This window comes from Sphingomonas astaxanthinifaciens DSM 22298 (genome assembly GCF_000711715.1).
In the GTDB taxonomy this organism is placed as follows: domain Bacteria; phylum Pseudomonadota; class Alphaproteobacteria; order Sphingomonadales; family Sphingomonadaceae; genus Sphingomicrobium; species Sphingomicrobium astaxanthinifaciens_A.
Map to the genome: position 1 here is coordinate 377828 of NZ_JONN01000001.1, position 19238 is coordinate 397065.

Below are 19238 nucleotides of genomic sequence, written 5' to 3' on the forward strand. Positions count from 1 at the left end.
GGGGCGGCCGCCAATCGCGTGAACCAGGGGAAGGAAGACGTAGATGAAAAAGGCTCTTCTGCTGGCGGCAGCCAGCATGCTCATCACCACGGCCGCCAATGCTGCGCCGGTAGGGGGCACACTGACCGACAATGACCACAGCGCCAACAAGGTCAGCTACAGCGGCAGCTCGCCGGACAACTTCTTCGAGGATGCTGACGATAACCTGACCGCCAAGTTCACGCTTCGCGGCGAGGTCACCAAGACCTGCGCGATCCAGGGCGTCGACGAAGGTTCGGTCGGCCTGTCGGGCACCATCGACCTCGGCACCATCGGCATCTCGGCCGGTGACGACCAGGCCGTCGGGACCCTGTTCATGATGACCGGCCCGGGCACGGTGCAGATCAACTCGGCCGCCGCCGGGTGCAACTACACCAACCAGCTCAGCCTTTCGAAGGACGACATCCGCGGCCTCGTGAACAACAGCGGGATCAGCTATGATTCCAACCAGTTCCAGGCGAACATCCCGTACAACGCCGAAGCCAGCTTTACCGGCGTGTCGTCGAGCGCCGGCGCTGTTGCGGGCACTCCGCAGTCGGTCGTCGTGGGCTACAATGCCAACGCTGCTTCGGGCAACTTCGGGGCGTGGCGTTCGCCGCTGTCGATCCAGGTCGGCGTCCAGCAGGTCACCGGCAAGGCGCTGATCGGCGGCACCTACCAGGGCGTGCTGACCCTCAACCTCGCGATCATCTAAGACCGCGGGGCGTTTGGGCGGTGCGGCTTCGGCCGCGCCGCCCTTTCTTTCCGATGCCGAACCGTCGCGGCAAGGCACGGAATTAATTGATCATTATCCCTGTCCCTAGTGACACTGTTTTTCAATCGAGAGTAACGTCGCCGGGGAGTGGCGTTTGGCCTGCGTCAGGCTCTGTCGCTCTCGCACGAGGGGGAAGTCATGCCTGTACCGCTGCTACGCCGGCTCTGCCTGCTGCTAGCCAGTTTTTCGTTGATTCTTGCGCCCACGCCGGCGGGAGCGATGAACGTCTCGCCGATGGTCCTCGAACTGACCACTCGCGGCGCCGCCACGACCGGGCGGATCCAGCTCAGCAACGTCCTCAAGCAGAACCTCCCCTATGAGGTGCGGATGTACCGCGTCGACGTGACCGCGGACGGAAAGACGGTCGAGACACCGGCCGATGGCGACTTCATCGTCTATCCGCCGCAAGGCGTGGTGAAGCCCGAGGAACGCCAGATGATCCGCCTCCAGTGGGTCGGCGGCGAGATTGCGGCCTCGCAGGGCTATTATGCCTCGATCAACCAGGTGCCGGTGCCGCTGGACCCGGCCAAGGCCGACAAGACCAAGGCGTCGGTGGAGGTCCAGCTCGTCTACCACATTAAGGTGCTGGTGACGGTCGCCCCGCCCGGAGCCGAACCCAAGATCAAGGTCGTGAGCGCGCGCCCGACCAGCATCGCACCCCGCGACCCCGCAACCGGCTCCGCGACCGCGGCGTCCAAGGTGCCTGGGGTCGCCGTCACCGTGGCCAATTCGGGCGCTCGCTACGCGATGCTCGCGGGGGTCAACTGGACGATCGAGGGGACCGGCACCGACGGCAAGCCGCTCAAGCTGGTTCTTCCCAAGAGCCGGATGGGCGAGCTTCTGGGCGCAGGTTACGTGCCGGCGCTGAAAGGCGAACGGACCTTCGAGATTCCGACCGGGGCTGGCTTCGCCGACAAGCCGATCCGGGTCCGCTTCAGCGACTGAGACCGATGCGCCACCTCAGTGTCGGCCTGCTCCTTGCAGGGCTCGCGCCTGCTGCGCTCGCGCAAGGCGTGACCATCCCGCTCAAGCCCGGTCCCGTCCCGGCGCCGCCACCGGTCGGCTTGCCCGCCCAAGGCCAAGGCCAGAGCCAGAGCCGCAAGCCCACCAACCTCATCGTCAACGTGCAGTTCGGGCGCCGCGATCTTGGCGAGATCGGCATCGCGATTGCGCCCGACGGCAGCGTCTCGCTGCCGGCCGCGCCCTTTCGTGAACTGGTGCGTCCGCTCCTCAATGACGCCGGCCTTGCGCGCCTCGATACGACCCTGGCGGGCCGAACGGCCGTTTCCCCGGACGATGTTCGTCCGAGCGGGATCGACCTCGCCTTCTCGCAGGCCGATGTGGCGCTCGCCATCGCCAGTATCGATCCCGCGATGCGCCGCGCGCAGGACCTGTTCCGCCCGACCAACCTCGAGGCCGAGAACAAGATCAACGCGTCGCCAGAGCCTTTTTCCTTCCTGCTCGACGCTTCGCTGTCACAGACCTACGCCTGGAACGGGCCGGACGCCGGGCTGCGCCATCCCGGCATCTATTTCACGTCGGCGGCGCGGATGCTCGGACTGGTGATCGAGGGCGCGGGTCAGTTCGCCGACCGCCGTCCCGGCCAGCCGCAACCCGACTTCGCGTTCGACCGCAACTTCGTCCGCCTGGTCTATGACAAGCCCGACTGGTATCTGCGCGCGCTTGCCGGCGATCTCACTCCCGAAGTCCGCCTCCAGCAGAATTATGTCCAGATGGGCGGGGTCGGCATCTCGCGGCAGCGACGGCGTTTCGACAGCTTCCGCTCGGCCGTCCTGCAGGGCAACCGCCAGCTTCTCCTGCAGCGCGAGTCGACCGTCGAGGTCTATCGCAACGGCGGACTGTTCCAGCAGATCAAGCTCGGGCCGGGGGCCTATGATCTCAACAACCTGCCGCTGCTGGCCGGATCCAACGACATCAGGATCAACGTCCGCGACGAGAGCGGGATCGCGCAGTCGCTCAACCTCCAGACCTATCTCGATCCGATCGATCTTGCGCCGGGAGATTGGGAAGGCGGCGCCTATGTCGGACGGATGGCGCGCCGGTTCGGCCTCTCGCCCGTGTATGACGGAGAGCTGGCGTTCAGCGGCTTCGTCCGCAAATCCTTCCGCAACCATCCCGCCGTGGGTCTGACGCTGCAGGGAAGCCGAAGCGTCCAGCAGGCCGGCCTCCAGTCCCAGATCCTCCTCGGACCCGGCCGGCTCGACATGTCGGCGGCGGCCAGCCGGAGCCGGGTCGGCAACGGCTGGTTCGCGGGCCTCCTCTACGACCTCGCGATCGACAATGGCGACCGGGGGATGTCGCTCAACCTTCAGGCGACGGCCCAGTCGCGCCTGTTCACCGGCCTCGGCGCGCCCGACCAGGTCAATTCGACCTTTGTCACCACCTCGGCGACGCTCACTCGTATCTTCAGCCAGAAATTCAGCGGCCAGGTCGGTGCCTTCTACGTCCGCAACCGCCGCCCTGCGGGCGACAGCTACCGCCTGTTCGCCGACGGCTTCTACCAATTGTCGCGCAAGTGGTTCGCGCGGTTCGGGGTCGATTACCAGGACAATGGCCTGCGGTCGCGCGACACGCGCAATCGTGGGTTGGGCTTCCAGGTCGGACTGGTGTGGCGGCCGTCGGACAGCAATCGCGCCGAAGGCCGGTATGACAGCCGCTTCCGCGAAGCCCAGCTCAACTTCGAACATGCTCCCAACGGCTATGTCGGATCGATCGGCTATGGCGGCGTTGTCGCCCATTCCCCGACGCGCTCGGGCGTGCAGGGCTACGCCAGCTACATCGGCAACCGCTTCGCGGCGAGTGCCAGCCATAGCGCGACCGGACCTGGCTTCGGCAACCTAAACGACCGCCAGGTGAGCACTGCCCGGATCTCGACGGCGCTGGCTTATGCCGGCGGCGCGTTCAGCGTCACGCGCAACATCGGCGACAGCTTCGCGATCGTCACTCCGCACCCCTCGCTTGGCTCCTCGCGGGTGATCATCGGGCAGCTATTGACCGATTCCCATTACCGCAGCCGGAGCGGCGCGCTCGGCGGGGCGGTCCAGGGCAATCTCGGCTCGTACATCACCCAGTCGGTCCAGTACGATGTCGAGGACGCTCCGGTGGGCTACGACACGGGTCTCGGCCTGTTCCGGGTGCGCCCGCCCTATCGCAGCGGCTATCACCTGGTGGTGGGCTCGGACTCCTTCGTCACCGCCATGGGAACGGTCGCCGACACCGCCGGCAAGCCTGCGGCCTATCTGTCGGGAACATTGATCGATCTCGACAATCCGTCGAGCGAGCCCGTGCCCTTTTTCACCAATTCGATCGGCCGCTTTGCCGCGGTCAGCCTGCGGCCGGGCGGCAAATACGAGATCCGCCTGTCCTCGGGCGAGAAACTGCGCTTCGCCGTGCCGGCGGACAACAAGGGCCTGTACGACATGAAGACCATCACCATCGATCGGGAGCAATGAGCATGGCACCGCGCGCTTGGCTGGCCCGGCTCGGGCCTCTCACCATTCTCGCCGCTCTGCCGGCCGCGGCGCCGGCCCAGTCGCTCGCCCAGGCCGGCAATTGCCGTCTCGAGATGGTGGCGACGCCAGCGCAGTGGCAGGTCGCGGACATCGACATCTTTTCCGATGTTCCGCAGCGCCGCAGCTTTGACGTCGAGTTCGTCAACAGCGGCGCGACGCCCTGCCGGGTGATGCTCGACGCCTCGACGCAGGGGGCGCCCTTCGGGCTCACCGCCAACGGCCTTGGCAAGCGCACCACCTACAGCCTCGTCGAGCTCGCCAGCGGCGCCGACCTGACGCCGCAAGGCGGATCAAGCAAGCGCAGCCCGCGCAATCTCCTGACCGTGCCCGCGAACGGGCGGACGCTCGCACGTTACGAAGTCGAAATCGCCGCCAATTTCGATCATGACGGGAGCTTCACGCAGCCGCTGCTGCTCCAGGCATATGATGCCGGCGCGGGCTTCGCTCCCTTGGCCGAACGCCAGGTCCTGTTGCGGGCCGACGTCGCTTCGAGCGCGACCCTCGCGCTGTCGGGAAACTTCCGGCGCAGCGGGGGAATCGCCGACGTCGACCTCGGCGAACTCGAGCCGGGCGAAGCCAAGGTGCCGGTCATCATGCACGTCCGTGCGAGCCGGGCCTATCGCATTCGAACCTCGTCGGAGAATGGCGGCCGGCTGGTGCAGAGCGGTACCCCGTGGGGAATAAGCTACAAGCTCAGCATGGACGGGCAGACCGTGGAGCCGGCGGGCGGGACCTTCCGGTCGTCACCGGGTGACATCAAGCGCGTCGACAACATGAAGCTCGGCTTCATCATCACCGGCAGCCTCGACGTTGCCGCGGGAGAATATTCTGACGTGGTAACGCTCGAGGTCTCGGTCGACTGACCGGCCGCCGCGAGAGCGGAGGGACCGCTTACCCAATCTTCATTCATGACCGGTAGCGTGGGCAAACCTCAGCTTTTGGGTGCCCGTATGACCGCTCCTTCCACGACCCTCCTTCGCACCGCGCTCCTTGTCGCGATGGCGGCGCCGATGACTACCGCGAATGCAGCGCCGGCCGGCGGCGCGATGCGGCTCCAGCTGGAAGTCCCGGTCCTCTGCAAGCTCGCACATCGCGGCGACGTGACGGAATCGGAAGGCACGATCCGGCTCGGCACGCTTCGGCAATTCTGCAACGCCCCGGGCGGCTTCGTGGTCACGGTCGGATACACCCCCGGCACGATGCGCGGCTCGCGACTTCAGGTCGGCAATGCCCAGCTGGTCCTCGACGGATCGGGCCAGGCCGAGCTGTTGCGGGCACCCGGACCGCGGATTGCGGAAGACGAAGTGATCCTGTCGTCCACCGCCGCAGGGCAATCGTCCGCGCTGAGGTTCGATATAACCCCGCTTTAAGCAGACGGCCGCGCTGGCCGTCGACTATGATCGCTTCGGAAGCCGCATGCGGCGGCACGACGGGACCGGCCCGCCTTCAGCACCGGCGAGGCCGTTTCCGTCATCAGGAACGCGGCAGCGCGCCGCCGTTTTTCCTGGTGTCGAATGCCATCATCTAGAGCGCACCGACATCGGCATCCGAACGTCGCCTTCAGGCCGAACGAAGACCTCCTGCGACCGACAGGGGTGCATCGCCGAACGGCCGGACCTGGCCGGCACAACCTACGGCGCACTTCGTGCCATATTCTCGTAGCACCCGGCGGCGAAGGAAGCGCTGCTTAGCGAGCATTCCCCTGTTCTGCGTGGAGAACTTCAGGAAATGGTGACCCCTACGGGACTCGAACCCGTGTTTTCGCCGTGAGAGGGCGACGTCCTAGACCGCTAGACGAAGGGGCCGTGCGGCGCTGCGCGCGACTGGCGGCCATATGGCGGGCGAAGGCCGGTTCGTCAATCAGGCGATGAGCTTCTCGCGGGGGCCGTGCTGGCGCACGAGCCAGTCCTCGGTGATCGCGGCGATCCGTGCCGCCGCCTTGCCGTCGCCGAAGGGGAGGGCGGGCACCGCCATGGCGCGATAGGCCGCCCGGTCGTCGAGCAGACGGTTGACCTCGGCGACGATGGTCGCGCGGTCGCTGCCGACGAGGAGGCTGTTGCCGCTGGCGACGGCCTCGGGCCGCTCGGTCTTGCTGCGCAGGACGAGGAGCGGGACCCCGAGCGCGGGGGCTTCCTCCTGGATTCCGCCCGAATCGCTCAGCACCAGATGGGCCGAGCGAAGCGCCGAGATCATGCTGCGATGGTCCATCGGCGGCAGGAGGCGGATCCGCGGATGACCGCCGAGCAGCAGCCGTGCCGCGCCCGCCATGGCGGGATTGTTGTGAAGCACGACTTCGATCCGCAGCCAAGGCGAGCGGGCGAGCTCGATCAGCGCGAGCCCGATCGGGGCGAAGGCCGCGCCCCAGTTCTCGCGGCGATGGCAGGTGACGAGGAGCCGCGGCAGCCCGCCGCTGTCAAGGAGGCGCGGGGGAAGGGTCTCGACCATTTCGAACAGGGCGTCGATCGCGCTGTTGCCGGTGACGTGAACCTCGCCCCCCAAGCGTTCGGTCGCGAGATTGGCGGCATTGTCCTCGGTGGGCGCGAAGAGGAGGTCGGCGAGCGCGTCGATCGCCAACCGATTGCCTTCCTCGGGCCAGGGCAGAGACAGGTCGTGACTGCGCAGCCCCGCCTCGACATGAGCGAGCGGCACCCCGGCGGCGGATGCGGCGAGGGCCCCGCCGAGCGCGCTCGAGGTATCGCCCTGAACGATTAGCATCGCCGGGCGGCCCTCGCCGCGCAACGCCGGGGTCAGCGCCGCCGCGACTGCTTCGGCGTGGAGCCTGGGGTCATTGCCGGCACGGCAGCGCAGGCGCAGCGCGGGCAGGCCGCCAAGCCCGAAGCTTGCGGGGTCGAGGGTCGCATGCTGGCCGGTAAAGGCGAGCTGGACCGCAAGACCGCGCGCCGCCAGCGCATGCGCCACGGGCGCGAGCTTGATGGCTTCGGGACGGGTCCCGATGACGAGCGTGATGGAACGGGTGAGCACCGGCGCTCTCCTGCGAGCGATCCGGCGAGGTCATCATTAACGCAAATTTGTCGTAACGGCAACGAAACCGCGATCAGCGGAAATTGTCCGCATAGGCCTGGAGCTTAAGCTTCACCGGCGGCGCGGTGACGACATGATAGTCGAGCCCGTGCTTCTCGGCATAAGCGATCGCCTGCTCCTTGCTGTCGAACGACAGCCGGACCTGGGTGGTCGTGCTGGCATTGCCGACCCAGCCGGTCAGCGGATCGTGCCGCTGGGCGCGGTCGTTCTCGAATTCGAGCGTCCACTTGCCGGCCTTGGCACGGCCCGACTGGGTGGTCTTGCGATCCTGTTCGATGATCCGGGCGGTCGGCATGGCGCGCGAGGTGGCGCAAGGCGGGCGCGAAATCAAGACCGGGGTTTGGCGCGGAGCGTCGGCGCGGCGGCGGCGGGGTCGTCGGGCCAGGGGTGGCGGGGATAACGCCCGCGCATTTCCTTGGCGACCTCGCGCCAGCTTCCCTTCCAGAAGCCGGGAAGGTCGCGGCTGGTCTGGATCGGGCGTCCCGCGGGCGAGGTGATGGCGAGGGTCAGCGGGACCTTGCCGTCGCCCACGCTGGGATGCGTCCCAAGCCCGAACAGGGCCTGCGCGCGCACCTCGACCGTCGGGCCGCCGGGCGCCGCATAGTCGATTGGATGGGCGGAGCCGGCGGGGGAGCGGAAGTGGGTCGGGGCGAGTCGCTCGAGCCGGCGCTCGGCCTCCCAGCCGAGCAGCGCCTTGAGGGCCTGGATCAGAGCGTCGGCAGGAACGTCCGACAGGCGCCGCCGGCCCTCGACCAGCCCCGGGAGCCACTCGTCGAGCCGCTCGGCGAGGACGTCGTCGCCGAGCGCCGGAAAGGACGGGTCGAGGTCCCGGGCGAAGGCCGCACGATGGCGGAGCGCGGCGGCCTCGTCGCTCCAGGGGAGGAGGCCAAGGCCATGCTCGCGGATGCCCTCTACCAAGGCGGCGGCGATGGCGGTGGGGTCGGGTCTGGGATCGGGGCCCGAGGCAAGGCGGATCGCGCCGAGACGGCGGCTGCGGGTGGGAGTGACACTGGCCGTGGCGGGATCGAACGTCCCATCGTGGCGGATCTCGACCCGGTCGCCGAACAGGGCGAAGACGTCCTCCTCGCCAATGGCGGCGGCCGACAGGATTCGCGCACCCGCCGCGCTTCCCGCGACCTCGCCCACCGCCAGCCACTGGGCCGAGGCGAGCGACGAGGCGGGGTCGAGCCGGAAGCCGCGGCCGCCGACCGACTGCCAATGCTCGCCCGACTGGTCGCGCCGCCGCGACAGGCGATCGGGAAAGGCTAGCGCGAGGGCGAGCGCAAGTTGCTCGGCGCTCGCCGGCCGGTCGTCGCCCGGTTCGACCTGCCGCAGCCAGCGCGCCGCCAGACCGCGGGTGCCCTCGGCCCGCTGGCCGCGCTCGCTCCGCCAGCGGCGCCAGCGCGGCTCGAGGTCGGGACCGGTGCCGCCAAGCCCGCGCTCGGTCAGCAGCACCGCGACGTCGGCGGCGGCACGGGCAAAGCCGCGGCGGGCGCTTTCGACCAGCATGTGCGCCAGCCGCGGCTCGAGCGGGAGGCGGGCGATGGTGCGGCCGTGGTCGGTGACCCGCCCGTCGTCGTCGATCGCGCCCAGCGCCGCCAGCCGCTGGCGCGCCTCGGCCAGGGCAGGAGGCGGCGGGGGGTCGAGGAAGGGCAGGCGCGCAGGCTCGGCCTCGCCCCACAGCAGCGCGGTCAGGTAAAGGCTCGACAGGTCGGCCTCGAGGATCTCGGGCGGGTCATGCGCGGGGAGCGCGCTGGTCGCGGCTTCCTCCCACAGGCGATAGGCGGTGCCCGGTCGCTGCCTTGCGGCGCGACCCGCGCGCTGGGTGACCGCGGCGCGGCTCGCGCGCTCGGTGACGAGGCGGGTGAGGCCGGCCCCGCGATCATAGCGCGGACGCCGGGCCAGCCCGCTGTCGACCACGGCGCTGACGTGATCGAGCGTGACGCTGGTCTCGGCGATGGCGGTGGCGAGGACCAGCTTGCGGGTGCCGGGCGCGGGCGCGGCGAGCGCCTGGCGCTGGGCGGCGGGATCGACCTGTCCATGGAGGCGGTGAAGAACGACATCCTGCGGCAGGGTTCCAAGCGCGTCGGCGGTCCGCTCGATCTCGGCGACCCCGGGGAGGAAGGCGAGCACCGACCCATCCTGTTCGGCGAGCGCCAGCCGGCAGGCAACGGCGACCTGCGGCTCGATCCGCGCGGCGGAGTCGCGGCCGAGGTGGCGCAAGGCGAGCGGAAAGCTCTTGCCCTCGGAGCGAATGAGCGGAGGATCGCCGAGCAGCCGCGCGAAGCGCTCGCCGTCGAGCGTCGCCGACATGGCGAGCAGGCGAAGGTCGGGGCGGAGCGCCTGCGCCGCGTCGAGCGTCAGCGCGAGCGCGAGGTCGTTGTCGAGGCTGCGCTCGTGGACCTCGTCGAACAGCACCGCCGATACCCCCGTCAGCTCTGGATCGGCCTGGAGGCGCGACAGGTAGACGCCATGGGTCATGGCGATCACCCGGGTCGTCTTGCCGACCTTGCTGTCGAGCCTGGTCTGGTAGCCGATGGTCTCGCCCGGTTTTTCGCCGAACTGGCCGGCGATATATTCGGCGGCGGCGCGGGCGGCGAGGCGGCGCGGGACCAGCAGCAGCAGCAGGCCGGTGCACCAGGGCTCGGCGAGCAGCGCCGGCGGCACGGCCGTGGTCTTGCCCGCGCCCGGCGGGGCGATCAGCAGCGCGCGCGGCCCCTCGCGCAGCGCGGCGGCAAGCTCGGGCAGGACGGCGTGGATGGGGAGGGGCGCGGCCACGCGCGAACCGCTACAATCCCGCCGCGACAATTCAAGCAGGGCTCTGTTATTGTTGTCCGTCCGTCAATCGTGGAGGAGCAGCGATGAGCATCATCGACGTCGACGAACGCGAGGAGCTTCGCCAGCAGACCATCTCGGCCTTCCGCCTCGCGCGGATGAGCGCCGAGCCGGTATTCGACGCGGTGACCGAGCTTGCCGCCGACCTGTTCGACGTGCCCATCTCCGCGGTCACCATCCTCGGCCGCGAGAAGCAGCTGCTGCCCGGCGTCCACGGGCTCGAGATTCGCGAGACACCGCGGGTCGACGCCTTCTGCAACGTCACGGTGGCGCGCGATTCGCTGCTGATCGTCGAGGACGCCGCGGCCGACCCGTTCTTCAGGGACAATCCGCTGGTCACGGGGGAGCCGCATATCCGTTTCTATGCGGGGGCACCGATCCGGCTTGGCGGTGTGCCGGTGGGCTCGCTCTGCATCATCGACAAGACGCCGCGCCGGCTGACCGAGCGCGACCGGCGCCGGCTGACGCTCATCGCCCAGACCGTGGTCAACATCATGGAATTGCGGCTGGCCGCCGGGACCGACTGAGCCGCAGCCTCGCGCTCAGCGCGCGCGTTTCTCGAGATAGAGATAGGCCGGATCGAAGTCGGCGGCCTGCCGCAGTCCGGCTAGGTCGAGAATCGTCACCCGGCCGTCGCGGAACTCGACCAGACCGGCTGTCCGCAATTCGCGCAGGGTGCGGTTGGTGTGGACCGTGGTCAGGCCCATGCATTCGGCAAGGTCGGACTGGGTGAGGGGCAAGGCATAGCCATCCGCCTCGGCGAGGCCGACCACCTCGAGCCGGACCTGCAGCTCGCAGAAGAGGTGCGCGAGCCGGCCCCGCGCGGTCCGCCGTCCGAGCGACACTTCCCACTCGCGGTGAATCGCGGCGTCGAGGTTGGTCTCGAACCAATAGGCCCGGGTAAGATGGGGGAGGCGCTCGGTGATCGCGGTCAGCGCGGTATGCGGCACCGTCGCGAAGGTGCAGGCGGTGAGCGTCGCGACATGCTGGTCGAGGCGCTTCAGCGTGAAGCCGTGAAGATCGAGAAAGTCGCCGGGCAGGTGGAGCCCGGTGACCTGCCGCTCTCCTCCACGCAGATCCTTGTAGCGGCAGGCGATGCCGTCGAGCAGCAGGGTGGAGTGGGTGAGTTCGCGCCCGGCATGGAGGACGATCCTGTCGGGGGGGAAGCTGATCGTCCCGTCGATCGCCGCGCGGAGGGCGTTTTCCTCCTCGCGGCTGATGTCGTCACGCATGCGAAGCTTGGTGAAATGGCGTTCGATCATGCGGTTTCGGTGGTCGTCGAAGGCAGGAAAGTCAGGGTCGTCACGGGACTGTTTCCGAATTGACGCGGCGACAGGTCATGACGGGGTAACGAGAGACGGGCGCTTGGGTTCACTTCGCGGTCGGTCGCTCGTTGATCCATGTCATTGCAAGGACTTAGCCAGTGTCTATGCTCTTTTCTCCGCTGCTCAAGGCCGGTGCCATGGACCTTCTTCCCATCGACTCCGCATCGTTCCAGGCGCCCCGGCCCGTCCGCCGTCCGGCCCGCGCGGCCGAGCCCGAGAGCGATGTCCATTATTTCCGGCGGCGCGCCGAGCAGGAGCGCCGGCTCGCCATGGCCGCCCTCGATCCGCAGGCCCGAGCACGCCACCGCGAACTCGCCGAGCGCTACGCCGGCCTCGTCGCCGCGATGATCGAGGCCGAGGACAAGCTCGGCTGACGGGCGGGCGACGGGTCGTCAGGGATCACGCCCGCCGCCCGTCGCCTGCACTTCGTTATTCCTCGTCGGCTTCTTCCTTGGCGATGCTCGCCATGTCGATGACGTAGCGGAAGCGCACGTCGCCCTGTTCGACCTTCTTCATCGCCTTGTTGATGTCCTGGATCTCGATCAGCTCGATCTCGGAGGCGATTCCGTGCTCGGCGCAGAAATCGATCACTTCCTGGGTTTCGGCGATCGAACCGATGAGCGAGCCCGCGACCGATCGACGGTGGAAGGCGACCTGGCTGTTGTCGACGCCCGCCATGGGCTCGAGCGCGCCGACGATCACCAGTGTCTTGTCACGCTTCAGCAGCGCGATGAACGGATTGATGTCGTGCTTCTCGGGCACGGTCGAGATGATGAAGTCGAAGGTGCCGGGCATCGCCGACAGTTTCTCGGCTTCCTTCTTGAGCTCCTTCTCGATCGTGACATGGGCGGCGCCGAGCCCTTCGGCCTCGCCCTTCTTCTCGGGGCTGGTGGTGAAGACCGTGACCTCGGCACCGAGTGCCTTGGCGATCTTCACGGCCATGTGGCCGAGGCCGCCGAGGCCGATCACCCCGACCTTGTCGCCCTTCTTCACGCCCCAATGCTTCATCGGCGAGTAAGTGGTGACGCCCGCGCACAGGATCGGCGCGGCTTCGGCCGGCTTGAGCGCGTCCGGGATCCCGATCACGAAATCCTCGCGGCAGACGATGTTCGAGGAATAGCCGCCATAGGTGTTGTCGCGGCCGTACATGTTCTCGCCCGTCGCGGCCTTGGCGGCGGGGATGAAGGGGCCGTTGTAGGTGGCGAGGAAGCCGTTGGGGCCCTCGCAATATTGCTCGTCGCCTTCCTTGCAGGGCGCGCAGGACTGGCAGCTGTCGACCATGCAGCCGACCCCGACGATGTCGCCGACCTTGTACTTGCCGCCCTTGGCCGCCTTGGCGACGCGGCCGACGACCTCATGGCCGGGAACGCAGGGATAGACGGTGTTCGACCACTCGTTCTTCACCTGGTGAATGTCCGAGTGGCAAACCCCGCAGTACAGGACGTCGATCAGGACCTCATTGTCCTTCGGGTCCTCGCGGGTGAAGCGAAAGGGCTTCATCCGGCTGAAACTATGCTTGGCGGCGTAACCGATCGTCTCGACCATGGGGCTCCACTTTGTCCTGTTCATTGGGGAACAGGGGTAGCCGATGGCGCCGACGAATGTTCCGCCGGCTGGACATTCAGTCAGGGTTGCGAAGGCCGCAATCGTGCCCGGACGCGGCTTGCGCTCTCCGCGACCGACCGGCCGCTGGTGTCGAGGATGTCGACGCCTTCCGCCACAGCTTCGCGGCGAAGGAAGGCCGCCCAATTGCGCATCTCGGCGTGGGCCAGTCCGGGCTGGCCGCGTTCATGGATCAGGCGGTGGTCGCGCGTCGAGTCGTCGCAATCGATGAGCAGGATGCGGGCGTCGAAATGAGGCTGCCGCAACAGTGCCTTCCGAATGAAGGCGATCCGCATTTGCCCTTCGAGCAGGATCGGAACCTGCGGATCGTGCGACGCCAGCCGCTCGATCCATTGATCGGTCATCGCCTGCTGCCAAGCCTCGCCAGAGCCCCAGCCGCCGACCATCGCTTCGGGAGATGGCACGCCAACGCTGTCGAAATGAAAGACGGCAAGCCCGTCCCGCCCAAGCGCCTCGGCGATGCTGGTCTTGCCCGACCCTGACGCACCGGTGAGGATCAGGGCGGGCATTTTGGTCCGCTCAATAAGCCCGTGCGACCGCGAATTCGACCGCCTGGGTGAGGGCCGACTTGGCCTTGCCGGCGGGGAAGGCGGCGAGATTGTCGATCGCGCGGCGGGCGTAGGTGCGGGCGCGCTCGAGCGTCTCGGCGATGGCGTCGGTCTTGTGGAGCAGCGCCACCGCATGGGCGAGATCGGCGTCACTGGTGCGCTCGCCGCCGACCGCCTCGCGCCAGAAGTCGCGCTCCTCGTCCGATCCGCGGGCGTAGGCGAGGATGATCGGGAGGGTCATCTTGCCCTCGCGGAAGTCGTCGCCGAGGTCCTTGCCGCTGGTCGCGCTCTCGCTGGTGTAGTCGATCGCGTCGTCGACCAGCTGGAAGGCGATTCCGAGGTTGCGACCGAAGGCGCCAAGCGCGTCCTCGGCTTCCTCGCCGGCCTCGGCCACCACCGGCGCGATCTGGCAGGCGGCGGCGAACAGCGCGGCGGTCTTGGCTTCGATGATCGAGAGGTAGGTGTCCTCGCTGGTGCCGATCTGGCGCTGGGCGGTCAGCTGGGCGACCTCGCCCTCGGCGATCACCGCCGAGGCGCGGCTGAGGATCTTCAGCACCTTGAGGCTGCCGTCCTCGACCATCAGCTCGAAGGCGCGGCTGAACAGGAAGTCGCCGACCAGCACGCTCGCCGGATTGCCCCAGATGAGGTTGGCGGTGCGCTTGCCGCGGCGGGTCTCGCTGACGTCGACCACGTCGTCATGCAGCAGGGTCGCGGTATGGATGAACTCGACCGCGGCGGCGAGCTTGTGGTGGCGGCTGCCGGGATATTGGCAAAGCGCGGCGCTGGCGCAGGTCAGCATCGGCCGCATCCTTTTGCCGCCGCCCGCGATGAGGTGCCCGGCAAGCTCGGGGATGAGCGGCACCTCGCTCTGCATCCGCGAGAGGATGACCTGGTTGACCGCGTTCATGTCGGGAGCGGTCAGCGCCACCAGCGGGTCGAGGCTGGGGACCGGCGAAAGGCTGTGCAGGGTCGCAGTCACGTGCTGGCCGGTAGGCCGAGTTTCGGGCGGCGGCAAGACGGGACGCCCTGCCGCCGCCCGCTCGGGCTTACCAGACGCGGACGCGGTCGGCGGGCGCGAGGTAGAGCTTCTCGCCCGGCTTGACGTCGAACGCCTTGTACCAGGCGTCCAAGTTGCGGACGACGCCGTTCACCCGATACTTGGCGGGGCTGTGCTCGTTGGTGAGCAGCTGGGCCCGCAGCGCGCCCTCGCGCTGCTTGGTTTGCCAGCTGTAGCCATAAGCGATGAAGAAGCGCTGGTCGCCGGTCAGGCCGTCGATCACCGCCGGCTCGCCATGCTGGGCGACATAGCGGCGATAGGCGGCATAAGCGACTTCGAGACCGCCGAGGTCGCCGAGGTTCTCGCCCAGCGTCAGCTCGCCCTTGATGTGCACACCCGGCAGCGGCTCGTACGAGTCATATTGCTGGACGAGGCGCTGCGCCTTGGCGGTGTAGAGCTTGGCGGTTTGCGGGGTCCACCAGTCGCGCAGCCGGCCCTTGCCGTCGAACTTGCGGCCCTGGTCGTCGAAGCCGTGGCCGATCTCGTGCCCGATGGTCGCGCCGATGCTGCCGTAGTTGCTGGCTGGGTCGGCGTTGGGGTCGAAATAGGGCGGCTGGAGGATCGCTGCCGGGAAGGTGATCTGGTTCTGGGTCGGGTCGTAATAAGCGTTGTTGGTCTGCGGGAGCATGTCCCACAAAGTCCGGTCGACCGGATTGGGGAAGCGCGACAGCATCAACTTCCACTCGAAATCGTCGGCGCGGATGGCGTTGCCGAGGAGGTCGCCGCGCCTCACCGCGAGGCTCGAATAATCGATGTAGTTCCTCGGGTGGCCGGTGCGGGGATCGAAGGCGGCCAGCTTGGCCAGCGCCTCCGTCTTGGTCGGCGCGTCCATCCAGCTCGACGTCTCGATCTTCTCCTGGAGCGCGGCGCGGATGTTGGTGATGAGCTCGCCCATCTGGCGGTCGCTCTCGGGCGGATAGTGGCGGGCCACGTAGATCTGGCCGACCGCCTCGCCGAGCGCGCCATTGACGAGGTCGACCCCGCGCTTCCACCGCGCGCGCTGTTCGGGGACGTCACGCAGTGTCTTGGAATAGAAGCCGAACTTCGCCTCGTCGAAGGCCTTGGGCAGATATTGGGCATTGCCGCTGACGAAGTGGAAGGCGCTCCAGTCCTTCCAGGTCTGCAAGGGGACGGTCGCCAGCAGCTTCGCCTCGGCGGCGATCGCGCTCGGCTGGGCGACGATCAGCTGGCGGGCCTTGGCCAGCCCCATGTTGCGGAGCGCGCGGTCCCAGGCGATCTGCGGCGCAAAGGCCTTGAGCTGCGCCAGCGTCTTGGGGTTGTAGGAAGCGTCGACGTCGCGGCTCTTCTCGGGCGTCCAGTGGATCTTCGCGATCGCGGTCTCGAGCGCGATGATCCGGTCGGCCCTCGCGGCCGCGTCCGGAATCCCGGCGAGCTGCTGCATCGTCACGACATAGTCGCGATAGGCCTTGCGATAGGCGACGTACTTCTCGCCCTGCAGCAGGTAGTAATCGCGGTTGGGCAGCCCGAGCCCGCCCTGCGAGGCGTAGGCCGAATAACGGGTCGGGTCCTTGAAATCGGGATAGATGCCGAAGCCGATCGGGCTCTCGTATCCGGGCGTCGTGAACAGGTCGACGAGCCCGTTGCGGTCCTTCACCGCGGCGATCCTGGCGAGATAGGGCTTGAGCGGAGCGGTGCCCTTGGCCTCGATCCCGGCCTCGTCCATCCAGCTCGCATAATAGTCGCCGACCTGTTGCCCGATCCGGCCCGAGGCCTGCGGGTCCCGGGCGAGATCCTCGACGATGGCGCGGACGTCGCTGTCGATCTTGTCGTTGAGCACGCTGTCGATGCCGGCGAAGGTGCGGTCGGGCGCGATCTGGGTGCGCTTGTCCCAGCTGCCGTTGACGAAGGCGAAGAAGTCGTCGCCCGGGCGAACCGAGCGATCCATCGAACTCTGGTCATAGCCCCAGCTGCCGAACACCGGCGCGGCGCTCCACGCGGCGGTGGCGGCAGTCACGGCAAAGGCCGCGCTGGCGGTAACGAACAGTCGATTCATGGACGGCACCTCGGAAGAAACACTCGTCGCTTCATCCGGCAAGCCACCTGAATGTCAAAGGAATGTTCGACGAACGTGCGGGCTTCTGCCGATTAGTCGTATACGCGTTGGAAGTCTTTGCAGCGCCACGAAGTTCGTTAAGTTGCACGTGCCGAATCGCATGGAACGGGGGTTCTTCATGCGTCGGATCATCACGCTCATCTGCTCTTCGGCCCTGTTGTGCGGCTGCACAACCTTCGAGCCGCTTCGTCCCGATATGGAAGCCCGGCCGCTGCCCAGCCGGCTTGACGAAATTGCCTACGTCAATGTGCTCCGGGAAGCATTTGCGGTGACGAGCAACGGCGACGAAGGAGCCCCGCCCGCCTGCTATTCGGGAGCCAAGCTCCATGCCTTCAAATCCAAATTCGGTCAGGGCTATGTCGATCACGACGAGGACGCGGAATCTGTCGCCGACGGCTGCGTCACCTTCAGGAAGTTGAAAGGCGAAGACGCCATCGACCGTTACATGGAAGCGGGCTTCGGCCTCTCGGATATCTACTGCGACCGCTTCTTCACGGTCGCCGGGCAGTCCCGCCAAAGTCGCCGTGTCCAGCGCAACGCCTTCAAGGTAGCTGACACGCTCTTCAATTCATTTCTCACCGTGCTCCGAACCGGCGAAACGGCCGTTGGATTGAGCAGCGCCGGCTTCTCGGCGGTGGACGGCGCTTATGGTGCCATCGATGACGCGTTCGTGGTGGCGCCCGACAGGGACGACGTCCGCAAACTCGTCCAAGGGGCGCAGCAGATTTATCGCGCAGACGCCTTTCGGGCAGCAAACAAGCCCAAGAGCTATGTCGGCGCGCGCGCCGTGCTGACCAAATATGCGTGGATCTGCAGCTTCGACGGGATGAAGTCGCTGGTCACGTCGTCGCTCAAGGAAAAGGCCGAGGAACAGGAACAAGTTGCTCAGCAGGCGAGGGAAAGTGGCGGGGACGGGGACGAGGAAGCGAAAAAGAAAAAGGTGGAGAAAGCGACGGGAAAGCGTGATTTGACGGTTCCGATCACCGGCGGCTGATCAGCCCAGCGGCAGGCTCAGCTTGGCGAGCAGGCCGCCAAGGTCTTCGCTTTCCTCGAGCGTGATCCGGCCGCCGTAGATTTCGGCGACGTCGCGGACGATGGCGAGGCCGAGCCCGGTGCCGGGCTTTCCGGTGGTGTCGAGCCGCTTGCCGCGAGTGAAGAGTTCGGTCCGCAGCGCCTCGGGAATGCCGGGCCCGTCGTCCTCGACCAGGATGTCGACGAAGGGCGCCGATTTCTCGACCGTCACGAACACCCGGCCCGAGCCATATTTGGCGGCATTTTCGACGAGGTTGCCGAGCATCTCGTCAAGATCCTGGCGCTCGACCCGGGCCATGGCCGCGCGGTCGCCGGCGATGTCGATCGTCACGCCCTCGTGCATCCGGGAGACGGCGCGCTGCACCGCGTCCAGGCTTTCCCAGACGCTGGCGCGGGCCTGGGCCGAGGCGCGGCGGCCGATCGCACGGGCCCGGGCGAGATGGTGGTCGACCTGCCGCCGCATCGTCGTCGCCTCGCGGCAGACGGTGTCGGCGAGGTCCTCGCTGCGCGCGGTGGCAGCATTGGTGATGACCGTCAGCGGGGTCTTTAGCGCATGGGCAAGGTTGCCCGCATGGCGACGCGCTTCCTCGGCCTGCTCCTCATTGTGCGCGAGCAGCTGGTTGATTTCCTCGGTCAGCGGCTGGAGCTCCACGGGAAAATCGTCGGACACCCGGGTCTTGGCGCCCGAGCGGATCGCCGCCACCTCGCTCCGCACCCGCCGCAGCGGCCACAGGCCGTAGACCGTCTGCAACGCCGCCAGCACCGTCAGCCCGAGCCCGAGGGCGACGAACGCCCAGACCAGCGTGTTGCGCAGCTCGTTCAGCTGGGCGTCGAGATTCTCGCGGCTCTGCGCGACCTGGAAGCGCCATTTGACCGGCGAGCCGGGAAAGATGACGTCGCGCTCGACGATCCGCAGTGGCTCGCCCGGGAACTGGTAGCTGTCGTAGGTCTGGGTCTGGCTATGGTCGTGGACGGTATCGATGCTGAGCCGCCGGTCCCACAGCGAGCGCGAGGGGAAGTCGGCGACATTGGGCACCTTGCCGTCGGGGCCGGGCAGGGGGCTGATCTGGAAATAGCTGCCCGAATAGGCCTCGATGAAGCGCTGGTCGGCGGGCGGTCGGCTGAACACCAGTTCGCCATTGGGATAGACTTCGGATGCGCCGATCATCGAGCGCAGGACGAGCGTCAGCTGCTCGTCGAAATTGCGCACGAGGCTCGCGGTCAGCACCCGGTCGAGCGCGAAGCCGCCCGCGAACAGCAGGATCGAGATCCACACCATCGCGACCACGATCATGCGCCGGGTCAGCGAGCGCGTGCCGCCCCCGCGCTGCCCCGCGACCGCGTCCGCCGCGCCCGCCCCGGCAGGCTCGGGGGAC

General features: G+C 67.7%; 17 protein-coding genes and 1 tRNA gene. 8 read left to right on the plus strand and 10 right to left on the minus strand.

Annotation, left to right across the window (positions count from 1 at the left end):
- Positions 1 to 43 precede the first annotated feature (43 nt).
- The 5 genes from BS69_RS13480 to BS69_RS13485 all read left to right on the plus strand — a co-directional run bounded on the left by BS69_RS13480 (position 44) and on the right by BS69_RS13485 (position 5696).
- On the plus strand, positions 44 to 733 hold the full coding sequence (locus BS69_RS13480) for a hypothetical protein (RefSeq protein ID WP_051676454.1): 690 nt from the start codon (positions 44 to 46) through the stop codon (positions 731 to 733).
- 279 nt (positions 734 to 1012) lie between these two features.
- On the plus strand, positions 1013 to 1738 hold the full coding sequence (locus BS69_RS0101920; RefSeq protein ID WP_051676455.1) for a fimbria/pilus periplasmic chaperone: 726 nt from the start codon (positions 1013 to 1015) through the stop codon (positions 1736 to 1738).
- Positions 1739 to 1806: 68 nt separating this feature from the next.
- Positions 1807 to 4266, plus strand: coding sequence for a fimbria/pilus outer membrane usher protein (locus tag BS69_RS0101925; RefSeq protein ID WP_169738042.1), 2460 nt, complete (start codon positions 1807 to 1809; stop codon positions 4264 to 4266).
- A 2-nt stretch (positions 4267 to 4268) separates the two neighbouring features.
- Complete coding sequence (locus BS69_RS0101930) at positions 4269 to 5189, plus strand: hypothetical protein (RefSeq protein ID WP_029940305.1); 921 nt, start codon at positions 4269 to 4271, stop codon at positions 5187 to 5189.
- 45 nt (positions 5190 to 5234) lie between these two features.
- The gene (locus BS69_RS13485) at positions 5235 to 5696 is read left to right on the plus strand and encodes a hypothetical protein (protein WP_156956812.1); all 462 of its coding nucleotides are present in this window, start codon (positions 5235 to 5237) and stop codon (positions 5694 to 5696) included.
- 359 nt (positions 5697 to 6055) lie between these two features.
- Here BS69_RS13485 and BS69_RS0101940 read toward each other — a convergent pair.
- From BS69_RS0101940 to hrpB, 4 genes are all read right to left on the minus strand, one after another.
- A tRNA-Glu gene (locus BS69_RS0101940) sits at positions 6056 to 6131 on the minus strand.
- 55 nt (positions 6132 to 6186) lie between these two features.
- Positions 6187 to 7308, minus strand: a complete 1122-nt coding sequence (wecB, locus tag BS69_RS0101945) for a non-hydrolyzing UDP-N-acetylglucosamine 2-epimerase (protein ID WP_029940307.1) — start codon at positions 7306 to 7308, stop codon at positions 6187 to 6189.
- 73 nt (positions 7309 to 7381) lie between these two features.
- Positions 7382 to 7663, minus strand: coding sequence for an ETC complex I subunit (locus BS69_RS0101950; protein ID WP_029940308.1), 282 nt, complete (start codon positions 7661 to 7663; stop codon positions 7382 to 7384).
- A gap of 32 nt (positions 7664 to 7695) precedes the next feature.
- Positions 7696 to 10146, minus strand: a complete 2451-nt coding sequence (hrpB, locus tag BS69_RS0101955) for an ATP-dependent helicase HrpB (RefSeq protein ID WP_029940309.1) — start codon at positions 10144 to 10146, stop codon at positions 7696 to 7698.
- Between the two features lie 83 nt (positions 10147 to 10229).
- Here hrpB and BS69_RS0101960 point away from each other — a divergent pair, with 83 nt between their 5' ends.
- Positions 10230 to 10730, plus strand: coding sequence for a GAF domain-containing protein (locus BS69_RS0101960; protein WP_051676458.1), 501 nt, complete (start codon positions 10230 to 10232; stop codon positions 10728 to 10730).
- Positions 10731 to 10745: 15 nt separating this feature from the next.
- On the opposite strand, the gene BS69_RS0101965 is transcribed toward BS69_RS0101960, so the two are convergent.
- Positions 10746 to 11465: a Crp/Fnr family transcriptional regulator gene (locus BS69_RS0101965; RefSeq protein WP_029940311.1), complete on the minus strand. Its 720-nt coding sequence runs from the start codon at positions 11463 to 11465 to the stop codon at positions 10746 to 10748.
- A 200-nt stretch (positions 11466 to 11665) separates the two neighbouring features.
- Here BS69_RS0101965 and BS69_RS0101970 point away from each other — a divergent pair, with 200 nt between their 5' ends.
- Positions 11666 to 11902 (plus strand): hypothetical protein, encoded by a 237-nt coding sequence (locus tag BS69_RS0101970; RefSeq protein ID WP_156956814.1) that lies wholly within the window; start codon positions 11666 to 11668, stop codon positions 11900 to 11902.
- Between the two features lie 55 nt (positions 11903 to 11957).
- On the opposite strand, the gene BS69_RS0101975 is transcribed toward BS69_RS0101970, so the two are convergent.
- From BS69_RS0101975 to BS69_RS0101990, 4 genes are all read right to left on the minus strand, one after another.
- Positions 11958 to 13073: an NAD(P)-dependent alcohol dehydrogenase gene (locus BS69_RS0101975; RefSeq protein ID WP_029940313.1), complete on the minus strand. Its 1116-nt coding sequence runs from the start codon at positions 13071 to 13073 to the stop codon at positions 11958 to 11960.
- A gap of 80 nt (positions 13074 to 13153) precedes the next feature.
- Positions 13154 to 13660 (minus strand): ATP-binding protein, encoded by a 507-nt coding sequence (locus BS69_RS0101980; RefSeq protein ID WP_051676459.1) that lies wholly within the window; start codon positions 13658 to 13660, stop codon positions 13154 to 13156.
- A gap of 10 nt (positions 13661 to 13670) precedes the next feature.
- Positions 13671 to 14678, minus strand: a complete 1008-nt coding sequence (locus BS69_RS0101985; RefSeq protein ID WP_029940315.1) for a polyprenyl synthetase family protein — start codon at positions 14676 to 14678, stop codon at positions 13671 to 13673.
- A gap of 67 nt (positions 14679 to 14745) precedes the next feature.
- Entirely contained in the window at positions 14746 to 16770 is a 2025-nt protein-coding gene (locus BS69_RS0101990; protein WP_029940316.1) for a M13 family metallopeptidase, read from the minus strand.
- 178 nt (positions 16771 to 16948) lie between these two features.
- On the opposite strand from BS69_RS0101990, the gene BS69_RS0101995 reads away from it, so the two are divergent.
- Positions 16949 to 17824, plus strand: a complete 876-nt coding sequence (locus tag BS69_RS0101995; protein WP_156956816.1) for a hypothetical protein — start codon at positions 16949 to 16951, stop codon at positions 17822 to 17824.
- On the opposite strand, the gene BS69_RS0102000 is transcribed toward BS69_RS0101995, so the two are convergent.
- Entirely contained in the window at positions 17825 to 19156 is a 1332-nt protein-coding gene (locus tag BS69_RS0102000) for a sensor histidine kinase (RefSeq protein ID WP_029940318.1), read from the minus strand.
- Positions 19157 to 19238 lie beyond the last annotated feature (82 nt).